Source organism: Sorangium sp. So ce128 (assembly GCF_051525245.1).
Classification (GTDB): Bacteria; Myxococcota_A; Polyangia; order Polyangiales; family Polyangiaceae; genus Sorangium; species Sorangium cellulosum_B.
Map to the genome: position 1 here is coordinate 2,564,586 of NZ_CP150313.1, position 23,198 is coordinate 2,587,783.

General features: G+C 72.7%; 17 protein-coding genes. 12 read left to right on the plus strand and 5 right to left on the minus strand.

Features of this window, described 5'->3' with window-relative positions:
* The first annotated feature begins 26 nt into the window (after positions 1-26).
* Entirely contained in the window at positions 27-1,541 is a 1,515-nt protein-coding gene (locus tag WME82_RS10005; protein ID WP_438042624.1) for an ATP-binding protein, read from the plus strand.
* Between the two features lie 34 nt (positions 1,542-1,575).
* On the opposite strand, the gene WME82_RS10010 is transcribed toward WME82_RS10005, so the two are convergent.
* Positions 1,576-2,259 (minus strand): hypothetical protein, encoded by a 684-nt coding sequence (locus WME82_RS10010; protein WP_012234436.1) that lies wholly within the window; start codon positions 2,257-2,259, stop codon positions 1,576-1,578.
* A 598-nt stretch (positions 2,260-2,857) separates the two neighbouring features.
* Here WME82_RS10010 and WME82_RS10015 point away from each other — a divergent pair.
* Positions 2,858-3,859 (plus strand): diacylglycerol/lipid kinase family protein, encoded by a 1,002-nt coding sequence (locus WME82_RS10015; protein ID WP_438042625.1) that lies wholly within the window; start codon positions 2,858-2,860, stop codon positions 3,857-3,859.
* Between the two features lie 186 nt (positions 3,860-4,045).
* A complete protein-coding gene (locus WME82_RS10020; RefSeq protein ID WP_438042626.1) occupies positions 4,046-4,885 on the plus strand; it encodes a calcium-binding protein in 840 nt (279 codons plus the stop codon).
* Positions 4,886-4,920: 35 nt separating this feature from the next.
* Here WME82_RS10020 and WME82_RS10025 read toward each other — a convergent pair whose 3' ends face one another.
* Both WME82_RS10025 and WME82_RS10030 read right to left on the minus strand, forming a co-directional pair.
* Positions 4,921-6,234 carry an inositol-3-phosphate synthase gene (locus WME82_RS10025; protein ID WP_438042627.1) on the minus strand — a complete coding sequence of 438 codons (1,314 nt, stop codon included), beginning with the start codon at positions 6,232-6,234 and terminating at the stop codon, positions 4,921-4,923.
* A 304-nt stretch (positions 6,235-6,538) separates the two neighbouring features.
* Positions 6,539-7,786, minus strand: coding sequence for a hypothetical protein (locus tag WME82_RS10030; protein WP_438042628.1), 1,248 nt, complete (start codon positions 7,784-7,786; stop codon positions 6,539-6,541).
* Between the two features lie 105 nt (positions 7,787-7,891).
* Here WME82_RS10030 and WME82_RS10035 point away from each other — a divergent pair, with 105 nt between their 5' ends.
* The gene (locus tag WME82_RS10035) at positions 7,892-9,172 is read left to right on the plus strand and encodes a PQQ-dependent sugar dehydrogenase (RefSeq protein ID WP_438042629.1); all 1,281 of its coding nucleotides are present in this window, start codon (positions 7,892-7,894) and stop codon (positions 9,170-9,172) included.
* Here the strand turns inward: WME82_RS10035 and WME82_RS10040 are convergent.
* On the minus strand, positions 9,151-10,104 hold the full coding sequence (locus tag WME82_RS10040) for an alpha/beta hydrolase family protein (protein ID WP_438042630.1): 954 nt from the start codon (positions 10,102-10,104) through the stop codon (positions 9,151-9,153). The two genes, WME82_RS10035 and WME82_RS10040, sit on opposite strands and share 22 nt — an antisense overlap.
* A 478-nt stretch (positions 10,105-10,582) precedes the next feature.
* On the opposite strand from WME82_RS10040, the gene WME82_RS10045 reads away from it, so the two are divergent.
* Together WME82_RS10045 and WME82_RS10050 are read left to right on the plus strand one after the other, a co-directional pair.
* A complete protein-coding gene (locus WME82_RS10045) occupies positions 10,583-11,371 on the plus strand; it encodes an FkbM family methyltransferase (RefSeq protein WP_438042631.1) in 789 nt (262 codons plus the stop codon).
* Positions 11,372-12,361: 990 nt separating this feature from the next.
* Complete coding sequence (locus WME82_RS10050) at positions 12,362-12,745, plus strand: hypothetical protein (RefSeq protein WP_438042632.1); 384 nt, start codon at positions 12,362-12,364, stop codon at positions 12,743-12,745.
* Positions 12,746-13,034: 289 nt separating this feature from the next.
* On the opposite strand, the gene WME82_RS10055 is transcribed toward WME82_RS10050, so the two are convergent.
* Positions 13,035-14,036 (minus strand): LLM class flavin-dependent oxidoreductase, encoded by a 1,002-nt coding sequence (locus WME82_RS10055; protein ID WP_438042633.1) that lies wholly within the window; start codon positions 14,034-14,036, stop codon positions 13,035-13,037.
* Positions 14,037-14,286: 250 nt separating this feature from the next.
* On the opposite strand from WME82_RS10055, the gene WME82_RS10060 reads away from it, so the two are divergent.
* The 6 genes from WME82_RS10060 to WME82_RS10085 all read left to right on the plus strand — a co-directional run bounded on the left by WME82_RS10060 (position 14,287) and on the right by WME82_RS10085 (position 23,096).
* The gene (locus WME82_RS10060) at positions 14,287-16,923 is read left to right on the plus strand and encodes a HEAT repeat domain-containing protein (RefSeq protein WP_438042634.1); all 2,637 of its coding nucleotides are present in this window, start codon (positions 14,287-14,289) and stop codon (positions 16,921-16,923) included.
* A 30-nt stretch (positions 16,924-16,953) separates the two neighbouring features.
* Positions 16,954-18,711: a hypothetical protein gene (locus tag WME82_RS10065; RefSeq protein WP_437870088.1), complete on the plus strand. Its 1,758-nt coding sequence runs from the start codon at positions 16,954-16,956 to the stop codon at positions 18,709-18,711.
* A 259-nt stretch (positions 18,712-18,970) separates the two neighbouring features.
* Entirely contained in the window at positions 18,971-19,297 is a 327-nt protein-coding gene (locus tag WME82_RS10070; RefSeq protein WP_437551368.1) for a TerB family tellurite resistance protein, read from the plus strand.
* 115 nt (positions 19,298-19,412) lie between these two features.
* Complete coding sequence (gene purE / locus WME82_RS10075; protein ID WP_438044871.1) at positions 19,413-19,916, plus strand: 5-(carboxyamino)imidazole ribonucleotide mutase; 504 nt, start codon at positions 19,413-19,415, stop codon at positions 19,914-19,916.
* A gap of 55 nt (positions 19,917-19,971) precedes the next feature.
* Positions 19,972-21,162 (plus strand): 5-(carboxyamino)imidazole ribonucleotide synthase, encoded by a 1,191-nt coding sequence (gene purK, locus WME82_RS10080; protein WP_438042635.1) that lies wholly within the window; start codon positions 19,972-19,974, stop codon positions 21,160-21,162.
* A 554-nt stretch (positions 21,163-21,716) separates the two neighbouring features.
* Entirely contained in the window at positions 21,717-23,096 is a 1,380-nt protein-coding gene (locus WME82_RS10085; RefSeq protein ID WP_438042636.1) for a DUF5050 domain-containing protein, read from the plus strand.
* Positions 23,097-23,198 lie beyond the last annotated feature (102 nt).

Sequence of the window (23,198 nt, forward strand, 5' to 3'; positions counted from 1 at the left end):
CTGACCGCTCGCCCAGGAGACCCCAGGTGCCCGCTCGAATCCTGATCGTGGACGACAACACGAGCCTCGCCGGAAACCTCCGCGAGGTCCTCGAGGGCGCGCGCGAGCTCGACGTGGAGGTCGCCCTCGCGCCCGACGGCAAGCAGGGGCTCGCGGCCGCCCGGCGCGACGGGTTCGACGTCGCGGTCGTCGACGTCAAGCTCCCGGACGCGAGCGGCCTCGAGCTCATCGCCCCGCTCCGCGCCGCCGCCCCCCACGGCGAGATCGTCCTCGTGACCGGCTTCGCGACCGTCGACGCCGCCATGGCCGCGCTCCGCGCCGGCGCCTTCGCCTTCATCCTCAAGTCGTTCCGCCCCGAGGAGCTCATCTCCACCGTGGCCCAGGCGATCGAGAAGATCTCGCTGAAGCGCGAGCGGGAAGAGCTCGAGCGGCGGTACCGGGCGATCATCGACGCGGCGGACGTGCTCATCCTCGGCCTGAACGCCGGCGGCAGCGTCGCGCTCTTCAACCCGCGCCTGACCGCGCTGACCGGCGTGTCCTGCGACGCCGCGCTCGGCATGGCGTTCTGCGAGGCGCTCGTCGACGAGCCCGATCAGCGCCGGTTCAACCAGTCGTTCCTGAGCGTGGTCGAGGGCGACGCCGCCGCCGAGGTCGAGGTCGGCGTCCGGGACGCGGTGGGCGCGATCCGCCGCGTGCGCTGGCACCTCTCCGGCGTCCGCGGCGGCGGGCGCGGCGGCAGGACCGACCTCGTCTACGGCATCGGCATCGACGTGACCGAGCGGCGCGCCCTCGAGCGGCGGGCCGCCGACGCCGAGGCCCTGAACGCCATGGCCCCGCTCGCCCTCGGGCTCGCCCACGAGATCAGGAACCCGCTGAACGCCGCGGTCCTGGAGCTCCACCTGCTCAGCCGCGGCATCGACCGCCTCTCCGACGAGGCGATCCGCGAGCCCATGAAGCGGCGCGTCGGCATCGTCGAGGCGGAGATCGCCCGCCTGGGCCGGCTCCTCGGCGAGTTCCTCGAGCTCGCCCGGCCGCGCGCGCCCCACCGGGAGCCCGTCGATCTGGCCCGCGTCGTGCGCGACGTGCTCGACCTCGAGGAGGAGGCGTTCGCGAGCCACCACGTCGAGGTCGTCCGCGATCTCGCGGACGACTGCTTCGCGCTGGGCGACGTCGAGAAGCTCAAGCAGGTGGTCTTGAACCTCGTCGTCAACGCGCTCGACGTGATGCCCGACGGCGGGGTCTTGCGGGCGTGCGCGTCGGGGGACGCGCACGAGGTGTGGCTGTCGATCGGGGACACGGGGCCGGGGATCGCGCCGACGATCCTCGCCGAGATCTTCGATCCGTTCTTCACCACGAAGGCGGCGGGCACGGGCCTCGGGCTCGCGATCGTCCGGAAGATCGTCGACCAGCACGCGGGCCGTGTGGATGTCGACGCGCACGCCGCCGACGGCACGACGGTCCGGGTGAGGCTCCCCCGCTTCGTCCCCGAGCCCGTCGAGCGCCCGATCGGCTCGTCACCCCCCCGCGTCGCTGGCGTCTGACTCGCCGCCCGGAACGCGCACCGCCGAGCGCCGCTCACCCCACGATGCGCATGGGGGGCTTCAGGGGGAGGGGAGGCTTGGAGCCAGGGGCGGAGGGGATCGCGGAGGGGGCGGGCTTGGGCACCTCGCCCTCGAGGGCGGCGAGCGCGACGAACAGCCGGTCCATGCCGTAGTCGAGGGCCACCTCGCGCTGGAAGACGTGGGCGACCTTGATGAGGCGCAACGACGTCTGCTTGCCGAGGTCGATCTCGCGCTCGAGGAACGCCTCGAACGAGCCGTAGCCCTTCGCCTGATACAGCTCCTGCTGCTGGATCTCGGCGAGCACCACCCCGATATCGAAGAACCCCTTGTCGAGCCGCTTGCGGAGCGTGCGGATCTTCTGGGTCTGGTTGTGGAGCTCGGCGATCTTCGCCTTGATCTCCTCGGCGCCGCTCGGCACGCGGATGGTCGCCCGGGCGCTGCCAGGGGGCGCCGGCTCCGCGGCCCGGGCCCGCGCCTCGGCGGCGTGCTTCGCAGCGTGCCGCGCAGCCCAGGGCGCAGCGCCACGGAGGCCGAGCTTACGCTTCGACGCGCTCGACGCCGATTTCGAATCTTCCTTGATTACCGGATTCACGGGCTTCGCAAGCTGAGCTTCTGCGCCCCCCTTGCTGCTCGAAGAGGCCTTCTTCTTCATACCCGTCGCCTTCTCGGAGCTGCCCTGCTTTGTGATCTTCGGCATGTCGCTGCGTCCCCCGCTGGGTACGAGATCGTCGCGGCCCTTCGCCTCAAGCGCGCGCCGCCCGCGCGGCGGTAAAGACCCGCACGGCTGTCAAGCCCGATTGGCTCACCAGGTCGTCGCCTTACCAAAAAATCGACCACCCCGTCCACTAAGTTTCGGGGAGGCTCCTCGCTTTCCCGAAGGGCAGCATGACCCAAGATCGGTCCGGGAGCCAAAACCAGCGAGCATCGCACGCTATCGGGCCTCCCGGAAAGCTGGTCGTCCGGCGGGACCGCTGGGTTTCGTCGGCCACATCGGCCCACAATCGCCGGCCCCGGCGGGCTCGGCGCTGGGGTCCGGCGAGAGCCGCGCCCGCGACGCCTGTCGCGCGCCGGTCGCCTGCCGGGCGGTTGGTCATCCATCCATCCAGCCAGCCGTCCCGCGCGATCCCGCGTCATCCCGCGCTCCAAGCGCAGGGGTGGGTCGTGGTAGATCGCGGTGTATGACCTCTCCGCCCGCCGGTCGCGGCCCCGCCGATGACGTCCCCAAGGCCGTGGTCGCTGATGCGCCGCGTCGTGCGAGCGAAATACCACGAGGCGCGGCGAGCAGCCGGATTGCCGTGGTGGTGAACGGCAACGCCAAGAGCGTGACGGCGGAGGTGATCGAGACGCTCGATCAGATCCTTGACACGGGGGATCTGTTCGTCTCGCGGCGGGTGGAGGAGAGCGAGGGCATCGCGCGGATCCTGGTCGACCGGGGTTACGGCACGATCCTCACGGGGGGCGGCGACGGGACGTTCACGGTGGTGGTGACGGCCGTTGTCAACGAGGCGAAGCGGCGCGGGCTGCCGCTGCCGCGGTTCGGGCTGCTGCGCCTGGGGACGGGCAACTCGCTGGCGTGGGTGCTCGGCGCGTCCGGCGGCGCGGGCGCGAAGCCCGGGCTCGCGGTCGACCTCCAGCGGCTGCGCGCCGAGGCCGGGAGCCGGAACCTGCGGCTGGTGGAGGCCGAGGACATCCTGTCACCGTTCTGCGGCTTCGGGATCGATGCGGTGATGCTCCGCGACTACAACGCGGTGAAGTCGGCGCTCGCGCGCGGCCCGCTGAAGCGGCTCGCGCCGGGGCCGGTGGCGTACGCCGTCGCCGCGGCGACGCGGACGATCCCGAGCTACCTCGTGCGGCGCACACCGCACTGCCGCATCATCAACGAGGGCAACGACGCGATCCGCGTCGGCGAGAAGGGGGCGATGCTGGGGGCGCCCATCAAGAAGGGCGGCGTCATCTACGAGGGGCCGGCGAAGATCGCGGCGCTGTCGACGATCCCCTATTACGGCTTCGGCTTCCGGATGTTCCCCTATGCGGACGATCGCCAGGACCGGATGCAGCTGCGCGTGTCGGTGGTCTCGCCGTTCACGTTCCTGCGGAATTTCTCGAGCATCTGGAGCGGAGAGTTCGACGATCTGGAAACGGTGTTCGATTACTTCGTGGATGAGGTCACGATCGAGATGGACCCGGCGACGAGCTTCCAGATCGGCGGCGACGTCCGCGGGGAGCGATCGCGGGTGCGCGTGCGCCTGACCGAGCCGATCCGGATCGTGGATTTCTACGCGCCGCCGCGCGGATGAGGCTCACCCCTCCGGCGGGGCGCGAGACGACACGGATTGGACCAGATTGGCACGACTCGCGTCGTGCTCCTGGCGCAGGGTGGCACGGTGGAGCGCTTCGGGGCTCCTGGTGCCACGACTCCCGGGGATTTCGCGGGATGAGCGGGCGGCGAGGGGCTGGCGCAACGCTTGCTCCGGTCATGTGCCATGAACCTCAAGCTGACCATTCTTCGCTCCGGTTCGGTGGGAATTGCCTCGCTTGCGCTCCTCCTCGGCGTGGCGTCGATCGGCGCTGGATGCGCCGCGCAGGTGACAGAAGGGGAAAGCGGTGAGGGCACCGACGAGGGCGCGCTCGAAGGCGACGAGGTCGAAGGCGACGAGCTCGAAGGCGACGAGGCGGAGGCGGCGTGTGAGATCGGCGAGTCCCGGAGCTGCACCGTCAACGGGACGGAGGGCTTCGAGCAGTGCGAGAACATCGACGGGGTGGCGACCTGGACCGGGTGTCAGGCGGGCGGCAGCGTCACCAGCACGCCGCTCGTGCTCTCGTTCGAGCAACGGCCGGTCGAGTACGTGACCGCGATGAGCGGCGCCTTCGATCTGAGCGGGCTCGGGGCCACGATCGCCACCGACTGGCCTACCGCGGCGACGCCGTGGCTCGCGCTCGATCGGGACGACAACGGGGCGATTGACGGCGGCGAGGAGCTGTTCGGCTCGGCGACGGTGCTCTCGAGCGGCGCCCGCGCGGACAACGGGTTCACCGCGCTCCGCGAGCTCGACACCGACGGAGACGGCCGGATCACGGCGCGGGACGAGGCGTGGTCGCGGCTCGTGCTCTGGAGCGACCGCGACGCGAACCGCGCGTCGAGCGCCGGCGAGCTCGAGCCGCTCGCGTCGCGCGGGCTCGTCGCGATCGAGCTCTCGTATGGACGCGATCGGCGCTGTGACACGCGCGGCAACTGCGAGATCGAGCGGGCCTCGTTCACGTTCTCGGAGGGCGCCTCGACGCGGACGGGCGCGGTCGTCGACGTGCACCTGCGCTGGCAGTGACGCCGCCGCGGGGGCGGCGCGGAGCTGCCGGGCGATCAGTCGTAGTACTCGTTGCCCAGGTGGGTGATGAGGTCCTCCCCCATGAGCCAGCGCATCGTGTTCTTGAGCTTCATCGACTGGATGAATAGATCGTGCTCCGGGTACAGGGTCGGCGCGGTCATGGGGCTCTTGAAGTAGAAGCTGAGCCACTCCTGCGTGCCGCGCAGCCCGGCGCGCTGCGCGAGATCGAGGAGGAGCGCCAGGTCGAGCACGAGGGGCGCGGCGAGGATCGAGTCGCGGCAGAGGAAGTTGATCTTCACCTGCATCGGGTAGCCGAGCCAGCCGACGAGATCGATGTTGTCCCACCCCTCCTTGGCGTCGCCCCGAGGGGGGTAGTACTCGATCCGCACCTTGTGGAAGAGCTTGCCATAGAGCTCGCCGTGGACGTGCGGCTGGAGGATGTGCTCGAGCACCCCGAGCTTCGAGACCTCCTTCGATCGGAACGAGTCCGGGTCGTCGAGCACCTCGCCGTCGCGGTTGCCGAGGATGTTCGTCGAGAACCACCCCGCGACGCCGAGCATCCTCGCCTTGAGCCCCGGGGCGATCACCGTCTTCATCAGGGTCTGGCCGGTCTTGAAGTCCTTGCCGGCGATGGGGACCTCCTGCTTGCTCGCGAGCTCCCACGCGGCCGGGAAATCGACCGTCAGGTTCGGGGCGCCGTTCGCGAACGGGACGCGCTCCTTCAGGCAGGCCCACGCGTAGATCTGGGAGCTCGAGATCGCCGGGTGGTCCTCGGCGAGGCCCGCCTCGAAGCGCGCGACGGAGGAGTGGACCTCCGCCGGCGCGATATAGACCTCGGTCGATCCGCACCAGACGGCGACGGCGCGCGCGGCGCCGCTGTCGCGCAGGAAGGCGCGGATATCCTCCCGGACCTGCTCGACCATCGCGGCCTTGCTCGCGCCCTTCTTCACGTGGTTGCCGTGGAGCCGCCGGACGTACTGCGGGTAGAACACCGCGGGCATCGGGCGGATCCGCTCGAGCTCCTCGCGGACGGCGTCGAGGTGGCGGTGCTCGAGCACGTCCGCGTGCCGCGCCGACTCGTAGGCGTTGTCGGGGAAGATGTCCCACGCGCCGAACACCAGCTGATCGAGCGCCGCGATCGGCAGGAAATCCTTGATCCTGGGCGCGCGTTCGTCGGTGCGCCGGCCGAGCCGGATCGTGCCCATCTGGGTGAGCGACCCGATGGGCGCCGCGAGCCCGCGCCGCGCGAGCAGGGTGCCCGCGATGGTCGTCGTGGAGACGGCGCCCAGCCCCGGCAGCAGGACCCCGAGCTTGCCCTCCGCGGTCTTGATCTCTTTCGGCTGCTTCACGTGACGTGTTCCCCCCGGTCGTGGTCGTGAGCGCTCGCCGGGCAAGGCGGGGCATCCGCCGGCGCCGTGGGCGCGGCGAGCGCGACGTCGGTCGAGGCCGCGCGGCGCTGCGACCCGCCGGGAGCATGAAGCTCGAGGGCCGCGATCACCACGGGCGCGGCGCGCGCGCGATGGCGTTTCCCGCGGGCTCCCTTCGCGCGTTTCCGGCGCTCCCTTCCTCTCGGCGCCTCGGACGGCGGCATGAGGTGCTGGCACGAGATGGCATGTTCGCGACGCGCCGGGCAACCCCGGCGGGCGATCGCGATCAAGGGGAGGGGCGCGGGTAGCCGGCGGCAGGGGTCATCGCCTCGATCCAGGCGCGGATCGCGGCGACGGCCTCCTCGTCGACGCGCCGGGTCGCGAGCGGCGGCATCTGCTCGGGCGGCGCGCCGGGCGCGTCGCGCCGGGACATGCTGCGGAGCACGGCGCTGCGATCCGGATCGAGGGGCCTCAGCCGGTCATAGCGGGCTCCCGGCGGCGCTCCGGGCGGGCGGACCTTCGCGGGCTGGTTGATCGCCGTCTGGTAGACGCGCGTGCCGCGCACGTCGCCCACCCGGCCGGCAGCGTCGACGTCGAGGCGCATCTCGAAGTGCGTCGCGACGCCGAGCGGGTGGTGGCACGAGACGCCGCAGTTGACGTGCAGCAGGCCGAGGGCGCGCCGCTCCGTCGCGGTCCCGGGCACCTCGAGCGCGGCCGCGTCGGGGAGCGGGCCGCCGGATGTCGTCGACAGGAGGCCGCGCTCGACGAGCTCGGCATACGTCAGGCCGCCGGCGCCCCGCGCGGCGAGCTGGATCGCCTCGAATCCAAGCGGGTTGTCGGTCTTGCCAGCGTGGCAACGGATGCAGTCGACCTGCGCCGGGATCGCATAGTCGGGGGCGCCGGGGACGTGGGGGACACCGGCCTTCACCTGCGTCGCGCTCGCTCCGTCCTCCGACCAGACGTAGGTGGCGCGCGTCCAGCGATCCTCCGCGGTCTTCCACAGGAACCTCGTCTCGATACGGCGGCTCGCGCCGGCGACGGGCAGACGGAACTCCTTCCACAGCCTGGTGCCGACAGGAAAGGTCCAGTCGTTCATCCGGGAGACATCGATGGTCGCGCCCGGAGGGAGGTAGATCCACCGCGTCTTCTCCGCGCCGTCGCTCCAGAGCTCGAAGGCGGGCTTGAACTCGCGGACACCCGCCGCGAGCGAGCGCGCGCCGGGGTCGCCGTAGAGCCCGGTGCAGCGGAGATCGTGAGGATCGGTGTCGCCGTCCTTGCAAGGCGGCAGGCCTCCGGGCGCCTGGGCCGCGCCCTGGCCGGGGCGATCGCCTGTGCCGGGGGCGCGCGTGGTGGTCGCGGCCGCCGGGCCGGTCTGGGCCGGTGGGGCGGGGAGAGGTTCGGGCCGGGGCGTCTCCTGCGCGCCGCAGCCGCCGCAGCCGGCCAGCAGCAGCGATGCGAGCACGGCTTGCCAGGCGCGGCCTCTCGTGGTGAAGGTGGAGAGGGAGGTGCCCGCTTGCCCGAGAGACCGAGCCACCGGCGCGTCGTGGGGCGCGCTGCCTATGTGACGAGAGCGTGCCATCGGACCGCCTGGTGCCTCCTGCTCGCAGGCAGTGTAGCCGCCTGCGACAGGCGCGTGCAGGTGGCGGGGCCGCCCGAGGAGCCTCGCGAGGGCGGCCCTCCCGGCCATGCCACGGCGGGGAGCCCGGTCCAGGCGGCTCAGGGGGGCACGGGGGCGCCTGGCGCGGCGCTCGCCGCGCAAGACACGCCGGCCGCGCAGGGGGCGCCCGCCGCGCAAGGCGCCCCCGCGGCGCAGGGGGCGCCCGCGAGCGCCGCGGATCTCGCTCGCCCGGCGAAGTGCGGGGGCGTTCCGCAGCTGAAGCTCACCCTGGTGGCGAGCGGGCTCGAGCAGCCGACGTATGTCGCCGGGCCGCCCGGCGATCCGTCGCGCCTCCTCGTGCTCGAAAAGACGGGGGTCGTCCGGCTCATCAAGGGCGGCGCCGTCCAGCAGGCGCCGTTCCTCGACGTGCGCTCGCGCGTGTTCTTTCCGGCGCCGAACGCGGAGGGCGGCCTGCTCGGGCTCGCGTTCCACCCGGACTACGAGAAGAACGGGCGCTTCTGGCTCCACTACTCGTCGGCCCCGCGCGGCAACGTGGTGATCGAGGAGTGGAAGCGCGCGGCGCAGGGCGGCGACTCCGCCCATCCCGAGCCGGTCAGGTCGCTGGTCGACGTGAAGCACGGCGCCTGGAACCACGTCGGCGGGATGCTCGCCTTCGGCAAGGACGGCCATCTCTACGCCGCGATCGGCGACTCCGCGCGATCGCCGAGCCCCGCGGCCGATCTCACCTCCAAGCTCGGCAAGATCCTCCGCATCGACGTCGATCAGCCGGGCAAGGCGCCGGCGGGCAACATGACGAGCGGTGACCCGATGATCTGGGACTACGGGCTCCGGAACCCGTGGCGGTTCAGCTTCGACCGGCTCACCGGGGACATGTACATCGGCGATGTCGGCCAGAAGAGCTGGGAGGAGATCCTGGTGGAGCGCCCTGGCCAGGGCAGGAACGACTACGGCTGGGAAGCGATGGAGGGCGCCCATTGCTACCCTCCCGGCGCGACGTGCAAGCCGCGCGGCCTCCCGCCCGCGGTCGAGCACCCGCGGAGCGAGGCGGGCTCCATCGTCGGCGGCTATGTCTACCGCGGGGCGAAGATCCCGTGCCTGCGCGGCCGTTACCTGTACGCCGACTACGTGACGGGCCGCTTCTTCTCCTTCGTGTGGGACGGCAACGCAGCGACCGATCCCGCCGAGCTGACCTCGGCGTTGAACCCGAATGGACTCCCGTCCTCGTTCGGCGAGGACGCGGCCGGGGAGGTCTACGTGGTGATGTTCAACACGGGGCGCGTCTACCGGCTCGATCCGGGGTGAGGTGGTTCCACGGCCGCCGGCGCGTCGCCTGCTCCCTCCGGGACGGGCTGTCGACGTGGCGGCGACGAAGGGCTCCGCCGCAGCGCCGCGTCGAGGAACTCGCGCACGTCGCGCTCGAGCCGACGGTGGAACGCCTCGCGATCGAACCCGGCGCGATCGATCGCGGGCAGGAAGTCCGGGCGCCGCATCTGGGGAGGAAACGGGCTCAGGAACGAGTAATGGTTCGCGTTCTCGACGACCTCGAACGTGACCCGGGCCGGGTCAGGGACGAGGTCGAGGACGAGCTGCCCCTGCCATCGCGGCGCGATGCGGTCGTGCTCCGCCACGAGCAGGAGGATGGGCGCCTCGACGTCCTTCAAGGCGTCGTTGGGCACGAACCAGCACGCCGCGGGGGCCATCAAGACCAGCGCCTTGACGCGCGGGTCCTTCGTGACCGCGACCCTCTGCCCCGGCCCCGTCCAGGGCTGCCCGCCCGCGAGGGCGAGCGCGGTGTAGCCACCCATCGAGTGCCCGATGACGGCGATGTCGTCGCCCAGCAGGCGAGGCCCGAGCTCGGCGTCGGAGCAGACAGCGTCCACCGCCAGCCGGGCGTGCCGGGGCCGGCGCTCCAGGTTCTCGACCGCCTCGGTCAGGGACCGATCGTTGCGATTGTCCCCGGGGTGCTCGGGCATCGCGACGACATAGCCGCTCTGCGCGAGGTGGGACGCGAGCGTCCGATACCCGAGGGGCGTCCCGCCGCCGCCATGCGAGATGACCACGAAGGGGAAAGGGCCGCCGTGCGCGGGCGCGTTCCGGGCCACCTCGAGCGAGTAAGGCCCCATGGCGACGACCTCGGCAGGGACGTGCGTCGGGTACATCACGAGGACCGGGAACGAGAGGTCGTTCATCGGATCTCGAACGGTCAGGCTGCGGTAGCCCACGAATTGACTCATGCTCGTTTCTCCGGACGGTGTCGGGGGGATGGGAAGACCAAGGACGATGCCCGTCCGTTTATCAGGAGCTCACCGGCACGACCACCCCGACCTTGGTGACCGATGGTGGGGTAACACCGACGCCCCGTGGACCCGCAACCACGGCCGGTGACGCCGGCGGCTGGGACCCGTCGCGCGCCGCTACGGATCCATCCGCCTCGCCGCGCATCCTCCCCGGCTTCGAGTGAAGCCGTTGATGTCGCCTTCGCCGAGCGGACGGACCCGCCGGACGTGGACGTAACGGCCGCTCGGTAACGTAGGATCGGTACGCTCCCCATGGAGCGGCGGGCGCGCGGCGGGTGAGCGGGCGCCGTGCTACCGTCGCTCGCGGCGGCTCACGATCGGAGCTGCGCCGCGGAATGACGACACGAGGTACGCCAGGCCGCCGGGTGGGGCCTGCGACGCTCCGGGCTCGACCCGCGGGGCGGTAAGGAGTGTGATGACGCGCGTGGAGAGCTGGTTCGGCATCGCGCGTTCGCTCGCGATGTATTACGGCGTGCCGCTCCGCGGCGGCCGGATGGCTCGTCTTTACGGGCAGTTCGTGACGCCGGGCTCGCTCTGCTTCGACGTCGGCGCGCACGCGGGGGATCGCATCCGCGCGTTCCGCTGTCTCGGCGCGCGCGTCGTCGCCGTCGAGCCCCAGGCCGCGTTCGTCCGCCTGCTTCGTGGCCTCTATGGGCGCGACGGGGACGTCGTCGTCCTGCACGCCGCGCTCGGTCGGGCGCCGGGACGAGCGCGCCTCTTCGTCAGCGAGCGCGCGCCGACGGTCACGACGCTGTCGCGCGCCTGGATCGACAAGGTGCGGAGGGATCCGTCGTTCCGGGGCGTGAGATGGTCCGAGGGCGCAGAGGTCGAGGTGCGCACGCTCGACGCGCTGATCGACGAGCTCGGCGTTCCCGCCTTCGTGAAGATCGACGTCGAAGGCTTCGAGGCCGAGGTGCTCTCGGGCCTCTCGAGGCCGCTGCCCGCGCTCTCGTTCGAATACCTGCCTGCCGCGCGGGAGATCGCGCTCGAGTGCGTCGAGCGGCTCACCTCGCTGGGGGATTACCGCTACAACTGGTCCCGCGGAGAGAGCCTCGTCCTCGGCGAAACGGCGTGGCTCGACGCGGATGGCATCCGCCGCTTCCTCGCGTCGCGGACCCTCGGATCGGGATCGGGCGACGTCTACGCCCGCCTCGGTGGCTGGACGCCTTCATCGCCCGCGCCCGCGCCGACGAGCTCATCGTGAGCTCGCCGATCTTCGAGCACGCACGTGCTCGACCCACGGCAATCAGGATTCACTCGAGGAGCAGCGTCCGGATCGTGCGCGAGTAGCTCGGTCGACTCCCCAGAAACGACTGCCGCTCACCTGACTGGATCGCCGCCGGCTTCGCCGTGACATGTCATGGCCGCACCGTGACATGCGCTACAGTCCAGCAGAAGCTTTCAACGCAGCTCCGCCTGGCGACGCGTGGCGCAGCAGCCCTCTCGCTCTGCAGCCGCTGTAGTTGCGACGCTCTGGCGCCGCGGTGACCCGAGTTTGGCGCTGCTGCGCATGCGAGCACCCCGGGGCGCCAGAGCTGGCGCGCCTGTTGCTTTGTCCCTTCAGCAGCGCTCGTCACCTGATCCACGCGTTGCGGGACCGTGACCCAGGGCTCGATCGAATATCGCTGCATGCTCGGGCGCGGACCACGAAAGCGCCGCTGCATGGATCAGTTTTGAAGCGTCGTCAAAGCTGCACGACCCCTATCGATGGAATACATATGAAGAACGTATCGAACAAACTCTGGAAGCTCTCGTGCATCCTCCCTGTCCTGCTCATTCATGGGAATCGGCTGCGTAGCGGCCACGGATGAACAGGCGGGCGACGAGCTGGTGGACGACGAGCTGGTCGGCACGGCCGAGCAGGCATTCGGCGGCTACTGGGGCTGGTCGCGGGCGACGGAAGGTGGCGATACGCCGTCATGGGACATCGGATCGGACGACGATATGAGATGCTTCCTCTCCGGGGTCGCCGGTGACCTCAATGCCAACGACACCTCCAACATTGGCTTTGCGGGGCTCTGGACCTTCAGCGGCCGCTGGTATTTTCGAACGAAGGGCAGCTACGAGGGCGCCAAGGTCAAGGCGACCGCCCTCTGCGTTCCCAGCATCGCGAACAGGACGGGAGATCCGGTGGAGTTCCGGACAGGCGGCGAAGGTCATGGCGCCGGTCACTGCCAACCGGCGGTGTGGCCTGATGAGCGTGTGGAACAACGGGGGCGACAAATGGCAGGCCGCCAGCGACAGCGTGCAGGTCTGGAACGACGGTACCAACTGGTACATCGGCGGCACCGGGAACGCCATAGGCGACGGCAGTTGCGTGGACGTCAGCCCCGGCACCGGCATCGGGCTCTGGACCTATATCGCGCCGAGCTCCGGCACGGCCACGCACAACCTCGTCCAGGCAATCGACCACGGCACGAGCCCGCTCGGCACGCAATGCTTCCTCACGGGCGTCGCTGGACGCTTCCGGACCAGCTCCTGGGACGACGGCGTCTTCGTCACCTATGACCCCGGCACCCACTGGTGGAAGGTGACCGTGAGCAACGGCAAGACGGCCCACGTCATGTGCATCCAGTAGATCCCGCACGACGGTCGACGAATCCCTCCGTCAACGGGTCGCCTGGGCGCCCCCGGTGAGCGCCTGCGGTCCCGCCTGCTACCCGACCCGGGTCGACGCATCGCTCGGCTGCGTCGACCGGTACCGAACAGTCCCGTCACCTCCCGCTGCAGGGGCTCGAGCGCGAGGTTCGCCCCCCGGTCGGTGAGAAAGCTCACTGCCACCGTCCCGCCAACGAGCCGGACGGAGAGCGCTGCGTGCCGAGCCGGCGCCCCGCCCGGCGCGAGCCCGCGCCTCCGGGCAAGGCGCTTCACCCGGCGCGGGCGAGCTCGTCGCGCACCGCCGCCGTGAGCTCGAGCGAGCGCACGCGCGCGGCGTGGTCGAAGATCGGCGAGCTCACGATGAGCTCGTCGGCGCGGGTGCGGACGATGAAGCCGTCCAGCCACCGCCGCACGGTCTCGGGCGAGCCGGCGACCGAGCAGGCCAGTGCCTGCTCCAGGCCGGCGCGGTCCAGGGGGCTCAGGTCGCGCTCGAAATCGTCGACCGGCGGAGGAAAGGGCCCCGGCCGGCCACGGCGCAGGTTGACGAAGGCCTGCTGGAGCGAGGTCCACAGCCGGCGCGCCTCCTCGTCGGTGCCGGCGGCGACCACGTTGACCCCCAGCATGACGCGGGGCGCTGCGAGCTCGTCCGAGGGGCGGAACTCCCTGCGGTACAGCGCGATCGCCTGCGTCATCTGGCCCGGCGCGAAGTGCGAGGCGAACGCGTAGGGGAGGCCGAGCGCCGCGGCGAGCTGCGCGCCGAAGAGGCTGGAGCCGAGGATCCAGATCGGCACGCGGAGCCCGGCGCCGGGCACGGCCTGAAGCAGCTGGCCAGGCTCCGCGGGGCGGAAGTAGCCCATCAGCTCCAGGACGTCCTGGGGGAAGCCGTCGGCGTCGCCGGCCAGGTTGCGCCTGAGCGCGCGGGCGGTGATCGGGTCGGAGCCCGGAGCGCGCCCGAGGCCCAGATCGATGCGCCCAGGAAAGAGCGACGCCAGCGTGCCGAACTGCTCGGCGATCACGAGCGGCGCGTGGTTCGGCAGCATGATCCCGCCCGCGCCGACGCGGATCGTCGAGGTGCCGGCGGCGACGTGCGCGATCACGATCGACGTCGCGGCGCTGGCGACGCCGCCCATGTTGTGGTGCTCGGCCAGCCAGTAGCGGTGATAGCCGAGCCGCTCGGCGTGGCGCGCGAGATCGAGCGAGTTACGGAGCGCCTGCGCGGCGTCTCCGCCCTGGACGATCGGGGCAAGGTCGAGAACGGAGAAGGGAATCATGTTGGACACCTCGCCAGACTGTTGCACGCCACGGACGGTTGCGGCAGCGCTCGGGGACCGGCGCGGCTCGTGCGCGGTCTCCGCGCGCGATCGCGGCGAGGAGGCGCCCCCGCCAGCGCGCGCCCCGCCGCCAGAGCGCGCCCCCGCCAGCGCGCCCCGCGGCGCGTCGCCCCGCGGCGCGTCGCCCCGCGGCGCTCGAGCCGTCTGGAACGCCATGACGCGGCCGCGCCCGCTGTATTACGCTCGGCTCGTGCGCCGTTCGTCCTCGCCGCTGCGCCGCCTACCGCAGGTCCTGCTCGTCGTCGCCGCCTCGGCCGCCGCGGTCGCGTCGCCCGGGGGAGCGGCCGCGACCCTCTGGCCCAACGTGCCGGAGCAGATCGCGCGTGCGCTCACGTCGGGCGACGCCCTGGAGCGGCGCCTGGCCGCGACCCGCGTGGGCGAGCTCGCCCCGGAGACGGCGATCAGGCTGATCCAGCGGGGCATGAGCGACCCGGACGTCGAGGTGCGGCTGCACCTCGCCGGGGCGGCCGTGCGCCTCCGGATGCCGCGCGCGGGGGACCTCGTGATCGAGTGGCTCGGCGAGGGCGACGCGCGCCTGCGGCTCGCGGCCTGCGACGTGATCCGCGCGGCGCCCACGGACCGCTCCGTCGTCGCGCTCGGGCGGGTGCTCGGCGATCCCGACCCGCACGTCCGCCTCGCCGCCGCGACCGCGATGGGCGCGGCGGGGCTCCCGGACGCGGTCTCGCCGCTGCTCGGCCACCTCGACGACACCGCGCCGGAGGTGCGCGCGGAGGTCGCGCGCGCGCTCGGCCGGATCGGCGACGCGCGCGCCGTCGTGCCGCTGATCGGCAAGGTGCAGGACTCGGTGCCGGAGGTCCGCAAGGCCACGGCGCGCGCGCTCGGAGAGCTCGGAGACCAGCGCGCGGTCAGCGCGCTGCTGCTCGCGCTCCAGGACGCATCCCAGGACGTGCGCGTCGAGGCGGTCACCGCCCTCGGCCGGCTGCGCTCGGACGACGCGACGTCGGCGATCGCCGATCTCGTCACGGCGTCGCCGGGGGCCGCGGGCGCGTTCCCGGGGGCGCGGCCGTCCGACAGCGCCACCTCGAGCAACGACGTGCGGGAGGCGGCGCTCCGGGCGCTCGGCCGCATCGGCTCCGACGCGGCCGTGAAGGCGCTGCTCGCGGCGCTCGCGAAGGACAACCCCGCGGCGCCGCGCTCGGCGGTCCGCGACGCCCTCGTCAGCGCCGGCGCCGCGGCCGTCCCCGCGCTCGTCGCGGCGCTCGCGGCCGCGCCGTCGGCCAACACCGCGGCGGGCGCCGCCCTCGTGCTCGGCGAGCTCAAGGCCAGGGAAGCGCTGCCCGCGCTCGCGCGGGGGATGCAGCGGGGCGTCGTCCCGCTCCGGCACGGGCTGCGCGCCCTCGGCGCGCTCGGCGATCCCGCGGCGCTGCCCGGCGTGCTGGAGCTGCTCGGCGACGGCGACCCCGCGGTCCGCGCGGAGGCCATCCGCGCCGCGACCGCGCTGCTCGATCCAGCGCGGCCCGACGGGCGCGCGGTGGACCCGGCGCGCGCCCTGCTGGTCGACCCGGCGACCGCGCCCGACGAGAAGCTCGCCCTCGTCCAGCTGCTCGGGCGCACCGGGTCGCCGCGCGCGCAGGCGGCGCTGCTGCCGCTCGCCAAGGCGCGCTCCACGCCGCTCCGCCTCGCCGTGATCGAGGCGCTCGGGGCCGCGCGCGCTGCAGGACAGCTCGGCGCGGCCGTGGACGCCGCCCTGCTCGCGGCGCTCGACGACGAGTCGGCCGACGTGCGGCTCCGGGCGGCGATCGCGCTCTCCCGCGTCGCCGGCCCAGCGAGCGCCCGGCCGCTGCTCCAGCGCCTCACGGTCGCGGCGGAGCAGGACCGCGGCGCGCTCGGCATCGCCCTCTCGGGCGCCCTGTCGCGCGCGGACGACGCCGGCGGCGCGGGCGACGCGGCGGACGCGAAGGCCGCGCGCGACGCGAGCGGCAAGGGCCTCGTCCACGAGGTCGCGGCCGCGATCGCGAGCGCGCCGGACGCCGCGCGCGACGCGCTGATCGAGGGGCTCGGCCGCATGCCGGGGCAGGCCGCGGGCGCCGCGCTCGCGCGGATGGCCTCGGCGGCGCCCATCGACGATCGCCGCAAGATCGCCGAGGCGCTCGCGGGGCACCCGGAGGCCGCCGCCGCGCTCCGCAAGCTCGCGGGCGATCCGGATCCCGGCGTCCGCGCCAACGCGATCTGGTCGCTGGGCGCGGCGGGGGACAAGGACGCGCTGCCGCTGCTCCTGCCGCTCCTCAAGGACCCCGACGCCGCCGTGGCGGGCAACGCGGCGGGCGCGATCGGGCGCGCCGCCGGCCGCCTCGGGCAGCCGGCCCGCGCGGCCGCGGCGCTCTGCGCGGCGCTCCCCGACGCGCGCCCCTACGTGCGGGCCAACGCGCTCGCGGCCCTCACCGTGGCCGGCGCCCGCTGCGACGGCGACGCGGCCCGGGACCTGCTCGCGCGCGACCCCGCGGAGGCGGTCCGCCTCGCGGCCGCCGACCACCTCGCGCGGAGCGGCGCCGACGACGATCGCCGCGCGCTCGCCCGCTGCGCCGCCGAGGACAGGAACGCCGCGGTCGCAGGGCGCTGCGCCCGCGCGGCGCCGCCCCGCGCGCCGGCCGCCGGCGCCGAGGACGTCGTGGTCTTCATCGTCCCGTTCGACGCGGGCCGGGGCGGCTCGGTCCGCGACGCGCCGGCCCCGCGCGCGCCCTTCGCGCTCGTGCGCGCGGACGGGCTCCTGCGCCTCGGCGTCGCGGACCGGCGCGGAGAGATCTTCGAGCGCGGCGCTCCCCGAGGGCCGATCCGCCTCACCGTCCCGGCCCCGCTCGTGAAGTGAGCCCGCGCCCGCCGCGCTGAGCCGGACACCATGCGAACCCGACCCGACGTCGAGCTCCGGATGTCCAGGACCGTCCACCCGGGCGACGTCGTCCTCGTCGAGCTGGTGCTCCGCTGCCGCGGGAGGACGCCGGTCGACGCGATCGAGCTCCACCTGGAGGGCATGCAGGTCGCCCGCGTCGAGGAGCGCGTCCTCGTGCCGCCCCACTTCCTCTCGCTCGTCGCCCGCGTCTCGGGGCCGACGACGTTGCCGGAGGGCGAGCAGCGCTACCGCGCGAGCTTCCCGGTCCCGGCCGACGCGCCCTGCTCGTACCTCGGCACGCGCGCCGAGATCCGCTACGGCCTCACGCTCTCCATCGCGATCCCGTGGTGGCTCGACGTCCAGGAGTCCTACGAGGTGCTCGTCACGCCCCGCCCCGTCACCCGCCCGGGCCGGTCGCCGGCCGCGGGGACCACGGCGCGCGGCGACAGCCCCTTCGTCGAGGTCTCGCTCGACGATCGCGTCTTCGCGCCGGGCGACGAGATCTCGGGGGCGGTGGCCCTCGGCAACGTGCAGGGCCGCGGCGTGCGCGGGATCGAGATCTCGCTGGTCGGCGTCGAGCGCCTCCTCAGCGCCGACCGCTCCGCGCCGAACCGCGCGACCGAGGCGCACCGCTTCACCGCCTTCCGCCGCGCGGACGGCCGCGACGAGGGGCGGGAGCTGCCCTTCCGGTTCAGGATCCCCCGCTCCGTCGCGCCGTCGTTCGACGCCGGCTGGGTCGCCCTCGTCTGGGGGCTCGAGGTGCGCGTCGATCTCGCGCGCGCGGACGGCGTCGTCCACACGACGCCGCTCGTGCTCGGCGTCTTCGACAGCCCGCCCGGCCTCGGCGCGATGCGGCGGCAGATCGGCTCCGGGAGGTGGCGCGCCGTCTGGGAAGCGGTCGGCGCGCGCCACGGCCTGTCCCTCGACGCGCTGGAGCTCCGCCTCTCGGGCACGCTCTCCGGCGCCGCGGCGTCGGTGTGGATCGACGCGGGCTCCTCGTCGAGCGGCGCGCTCGTGGGCGAGCTGCGCTGGCCGTCGTGGGGGCTCGACCTGGAGGTCGGCGTGAAGCGCTTCCTGCTCGCGCTGTCGTCCGAGGACGACGAGGGCTTCGGCCGCCGTTACCGCGTGCGCGGGCGCGATCCCGGCCAGGTGCGCGCCGTGGTCGCGGGGCCGCTGCGCCGGGCGCTGCTCGCCTTCGACGACGTCCGGCTGGACGACGAGCACGTGTCGGTCCGGTCGCGGACGCCGGGCCACGATCAGCCCTGGCTCGGCGCGTTCCTGGAGCACCTCGCCGCGCTGGCGGCCGAGATCGGCGCCGCGAACGAGCGCATCCCGCCGCCCACGCCGATGGCGGGGATGCGCGCGGCCTGGGAGCGGTTCGCGGCCGAGGTCCACGGCCGCTTCGAGGTGGGCCGCATGCGCATCCGGGACGCGCAGGTCGACGGCGCCACGTTCCACGTCGACACCTGCTTCGAGCGAGGCCCCCACCCCGAGCGCTCCGAGATCACGCTGGTGGTGGATCCGCCCCTCGACGCGGCGCTCGATCCCGACGATCCCGAGCAGCTGCGCGCCGCCTCGCCCAGGGCGCGCGAGGCGGTCAAGGGCCTGCAGGCCCGCACGCGCGCGCTCCGGATCGCCCCGCACGCCATCGTGATCACGCTGCCGGCCCCGCTCGAGGACCCCGCCACCCTGCGCGATCTGCTCGGCGAGCAGCTGCACGTGGCGGCGCTCCTGCGCGGCCCGCGCGCCGCCCGCCCGTACCGCTGAGCGGCGAGGAGCGGGCGCCCGGGCGGGGGCTGCGGCGACCGCGCTGGAGCGCGCGGCCCCAACCCACCAGCCCACCAGGAGGACGCGCGGGCGGAAACGCGAATGCGGGGGCGCGGCAGCGCGAGCGCGGGAAGGCGAAAGCGCGGCAGCGCGAGCGCGGGAAGGAGGAAAGGCGAGGAACCGGGAATCCCCTTACGCGGCGCGCGGCTCGCTGATTTCCACACAAAACGCTGGCGGATCCGGGCTAGAGTCCCCGCCCATGCTCGACAAGCTTTCTCGCGAAGAACGCCTCCAGCTGATGCGGTTCATCTGTTCGTTCGCCTGGGCCGACCTCCAGGTGCGCGACCAGGAGCGCGAGTTCGTGCGCAAGATGATCCTGCGGCTCCACCTGGACGCGGAGGAAGCCAAGCAGGTGCGCGGCTGGCTCGAGGTGCCGCCCGCGGCCGACGACGTGGATCCGATGAAGATCCCGCGCGCGCACCGGCAGCTCTTCCTGAACGCCGCGCGCGAGATGATCTCGTCCGACGGCGAGATCGGCGAGGAAGAGCGCGAGAGCCTGAGCCTCCTGGATCAGCTCACGCGCTGACGCGGGCGGGGGGGCGACGGATGACGGACGACGGACGGACGATGAGCCGGTGAGCGGTGGAACGATGAGCACGATGGCGCAGGGAGGGGCCGGCGAGGGCCGGACCCCAGCGGAAATGGGAGCGAGCTCGGCCGAGAAGCCCTGGGTCGGCGTGATCATGGGCGGCAAGAGCGACTACGAGCACCTCGCCGTCACGAGCGAGCTGCTCGCGCAGCTCGGCATCCCGCACGAGGTGCGCGTCGTCTCGGCGCACCGCACGCCGGACCGGATGTTCGAGTACGCGAGCACGGCCGCGGAGCGCGGGATCGAGGTGATCATCGCCGCCGCCGGCGGCGCCGCCCACCTGCCCGGGATGGTCGCCGCGAAGACGGTGCTGCCCGTCATCGGCGTGCCCATCCCCGCCACGGCGCTGAACGGCATGGACGCGCTGCTCTCGATCGTCCAGATGCCGAAGGGCGTCCCCGTCGCCACGATGGCGATCGGCAAGCCCGGGGCGGCCAACGCGGCCCTGTTCGCGGCGGCGGTCCTGTCGGGCAAGCACCCGGAGCTCCGCGAGCGCCTCGCCGCCTTCCGCGGCGCCCAGGAGGCGGCGGTGCTACGCGACTCGGTCATCGTCTAGCTCGTCAGGCCTCGTCAGGCCTCGTTTCGGTCCCCCTCGTACAGGTCTTCCGGAAATGCCCATCGCTCCCGGCTCCACGCTCGGTATCCTCGGTGGCGGCCAGCTCGGCCGCATGACGGCGCTGGCCGCCCGCACGCTCGGGTACAAGGTCCACGCCCTCGACCCTGACCCGGACTGCCCGGCTCGTTCGGTGCTCGATCACTGCATCGTCGCCTCGTTCGACGACGTAGCTCAGGCGGCCGAGCTCGCGTCGCAGTGCGACGTGGTGACGCTCGAGATCGAGAAGGTCGCCACGGACGGCCTCGTGGCCGCCGCCCGGTTCGCGCCGGTGCGCCCGTCGGCCGACGTGCTGGCCATGGTGCAGGACCGCGGCGTCCAGAAGGGCTGGCTGTCGCGCAACGGGTTCCCGGTGGGGCCCTTCCGCGAGGTCGCGACGAGCGAGCAGCTCCTCGAGGCGACGCGCGCCATGGGCGGGGCGTGCTTCGTGAAGTCGTGCGTCGGCGGGTACGACGGCCGCGGCCAGCTGCGGCTCTCGGGGGACGCGTCGCCGGGCGGCGCCGGCGGTCTCGAGGGCGAGGCCGCGTCGCTCTTCGCCTCGCTCGGCGGCCAGCGCTGCGTGGTCGAGCAGGCGCTCGACCTCGAGGCCGAGCTCTCGGTGCTCGTCGCGCGGAGCCCGAGCGGCAAGCTCGCGGTCTACCCGCCGGCGCTGAACCACCATGTCGACCAGATCCTCGACTGGTCGCTGCTGCCGGGCCCGCTCTCGGCCGCGGTGACGGGGCAAGCGGTCCAGATCGCGCTCGACCTCGCGGTCGGCCTGCGCGTCGAGGGGCTGCTCGTCGTCGAGCTCTTCCTGCTCAAGGACGGCCGCCTGCTCATCAACGAGCTCGCGCCGCGGCCCCACAACAGCTACCACGCCTCCGAGGTCGCCTGCGCGACGAGCCAGTTCGAGCAGGCGGTCCGCGCCGTGTGCGACCTGCCGCTCGGCTCGGTCGAGATCGTCCGCCCCGCGGCGATCCTCAACCTGCTCGGCGACGTGTGGCTCGGCGGCGCGCCGCCCCCGTTCGAGGCCGCGCTGGAGATCCCGGGCGTCCGGCTCCACCTCTACGGCAAGCGGGTCGCCCGCCCCGGCCGCAAGATGGGCCACCTCTCCGCCACGGGCCGCACCCCGGAGGAGGCGCTCGTCGCCGCGAAGCTCGCGATGGCCCGGCTCTCGGCGCAGGCCGGGCTGCCGCTCCCCGGGCGCTGACGCGCCGCCGGCGCACGACGCTCTCCGCTGCCGCCCAGGGGGGCGCGGCGCGCGCCGCGCCATCACGTCGATGGTCGACGGACTCGTCCCGTTCGCGTCGATTCATGAGCCGCCGGTGAGCCGCGGCGCAACTGCATGTTCGGGATGGCCCTGGAGGGTAGGGAGGTGTGTTCTCTCGCGCTCAGGTTCGGCGTCGACTGCGCAGCGGCCGGCGTCTGGGCGCGACGGCGACGCCGCGGCCGCGCGCAAGCGATCTCGGCGGATTCAATGGTCTCGAGCGCTCGTGCGGAGGCATCTCACTGTGTTTTCGTCCACAGGGGCAGCACACGCTGGCCAGGGCGGAATCACGCACACTGGCTATCGGGACGAAACGTCGATATAGGATGCATTTGATCTGAACACACGCCCTGGACTTCAACGAATATCTCGCACAGAGGCGCCGCTGTGGCAGTTTCGATTCTTGACGGGTCACGACCGTGGAGACTCCGGCCGTGCCCCTGCTTGCAACCCTGTCCATCTTGGGCGGCGGTGACCGCCCGAGGAGGAGCAAGTCGATGAAAAAAACCTCATTCATGGTGTTGGCGTGTGTGGCGGGCGGGCTGGGCAGCGTGTCGTGCGGGGGGGCGGACGCGGGCGACGACGCCACGCAGGAGACTGAGCCCCAGTTCTCTGTCGACGCTCAGGGCGGGGTCTTCACCGGGGATGATGGATTCAAGATCGAAGTGCCGCCGGGGGCGGTCAGCGCGGCGACGGAGCTCACCATCGAGAACATCGTGGACGCCCGCGAAGGCGCGGTAGGCCCCACGTACCGCCTCGGTCCGGAGGGGCAGACGTTCGCCAAGCCGATCAAGCTCACGCTGCCGATCACCGTGGAGCTCGAGGCGGAGCTCGGGGAGAATACCGTCCTCGATGCCTACGGCTTCTCCGCGCCGACGGGCTCCGACGCCTTCACGCTGCTCGAGCGTCACGAGGTCTCGGCCGCTGAGCTCATCACGGAGACCACCTCCGTTGGCACCTTCTACGCCGGGATGATCCCGGCGGGGGTGATGGCGAGCCAGCACGCCTACCCGATGGCGCTCGCCGCCGACGACACCTACCTCTACTTCGCGAGCGGCGGCACCGAGTCCACCGCGCCCGCGGACTCGAACGACGGCTACATCTATCGCATCAAGCCGGGCACGACCGAGGTGGAGGCGATGACCCCCGCGGATCCGGACCCCAAGGCGCTGTGGGTCAACGCCTCCCACGTGTACTGGGCGAGCGGCGGAGACAACGATCCGGTCATCCCTTCGGCGCTCAAGCGCGTCGACAAATCGACCCTGGAGATGGAGACGCTGGTCGAGATCGGCTACGTGCTGAGCGTCACCGGAGACGGGTCGTCCGTCTATTTCGGCGATGGCGACGGACACAACATCTACAAGATGCCGCTCGACGGCGGTGAGCCCGTCGTCCTCGCGCAGGGCGCCGGCGCGCCGGAGCACCTGGCGCAGGACGCAGAGAACATCTACTGGACCGGCGGCGCCACGACGAACAAGGTCTACAAGGTGGCGAAGTCGGGCGGGGACGTGACCGTCATCGCCGAGAACGAGGGGGAGCCGGCCGGGATCGCGGTGGACGCGGAGTTCGTCTACTGGGCCAACGCCGGTGACGGCGGCGTGTTCAAGGCGCCGATCGCCGGCGGGGCGAAGACGCTGATCTACCGGGGGGGCTCGATGGCGGGGTTGGCCCTCAGGGGCTCGACGCTCTTCTCGACGGACATGAGCCGGAACCGCAGCGTCCAGGCCCACGATCTCGCGAGCAATACGACCGTCGTGCTCGCGCTCGGCCAGCACTTCGCCTGGCGCATCCTCGCCCCGGAAGGTCAGGACGTGTTCTGGACCAACGGCGGTGACTACCGCTTCGAAGGCCAGATCGTGTCCTACAGCGCTCCTTGAGCGCGCGTCCGGCGGCGATTGCGGGCAGCAGGACAGCAGGGGCGAACGCGGCGGAGGGAGCCTGTTCGCCCTCACCGCATCGAACCGAAGTGGCTCGAGAGC

What these genes read in the sequence shown, in the direction of transcription:
- WME82_RS10010 (WP_012234436.1), bottom strand. Translation starts at nt 2,259, where the DNA reads ATGCCGAAGATCACAAAGCAGGGCAGCTCCGAGAAGGCGACGGGTATG.
- WME82_RS10020 (WP_438042626.1), top strand. Translation starts at nt 4,046, where the DNA reads ATGAACCTCAAGCTGACCATTCTTCGCTCCGGTTCGGTGGGAATTGCC.
- WME82_RS10040 (WP_438042630.1), bottom strand. Translation starts at nt 10,104, where the DNA reads ATGAGTCAATTCGTGGGCTACCGCAGCCTGACCGTTCGAGATCCGATG.
- WME82_RS10045 (WP_438042631.1), top strand. Translation starts at nt 10,583, where the DNA reads ATGACGCGCGTGGAGAGCTGGTTCGGCATCGCGCGTTCGCTCGCGATG.
- WME82_RS10050 (WP_438042632.1), top strand. Translation starts at nt 12,362, where the DNA reads ATGAGCGTGTGGAACAACGGGGGCGACAAATGGCAGGCCGCCAGCGAC.
- WME82_RS10055 (WP_438042633.1), bottom strand. Translation starts at nt 14,036, where the DNA reads ATGATTCCCTTCTCCGTTCTCGACCTTGCCCCGATCGTCCAGGGCGGA.
- WME82_RS10065 (WP_437870088.1), top strand. Translation starts at nt 16,954, where the DNA reads ATGCGAACCCGACCCGACGTCGAGCTCCGGATGTCCAGGACCGTCCAC.
- WME82_RS10070 (WP_437551368.1), top strand. Translation starts at nt 18,971, where the DNA reads ATGCTCGACAAGCTTTCTCGCGAAGAACGCCTCCAGCTGATGCGGTTC.
- purE (WP_438044871.1), top strand. Translation starts at nt 19,413, where the DNA reads ATGGGAGCGAGCTCGGCCGAGAAGCCCTGGGTCGGCGTGATCATGGGC.
- purK (WP_438042635.1), top strand. Translation starts at nt 19,972, where the DNA reads ATGCCCATCGCTCCCGGCTCCACGCTCGGTATCCTCGGTGGCGGCCAG.
- WME82_RS10085 (WP_438042636.1), top strand. Translation starts at nt 21,717, where the DNA reads ATGAAAAAAACCTCATTCATGGTGTTGGCGTGTGTGGCGGGCGGGCTG.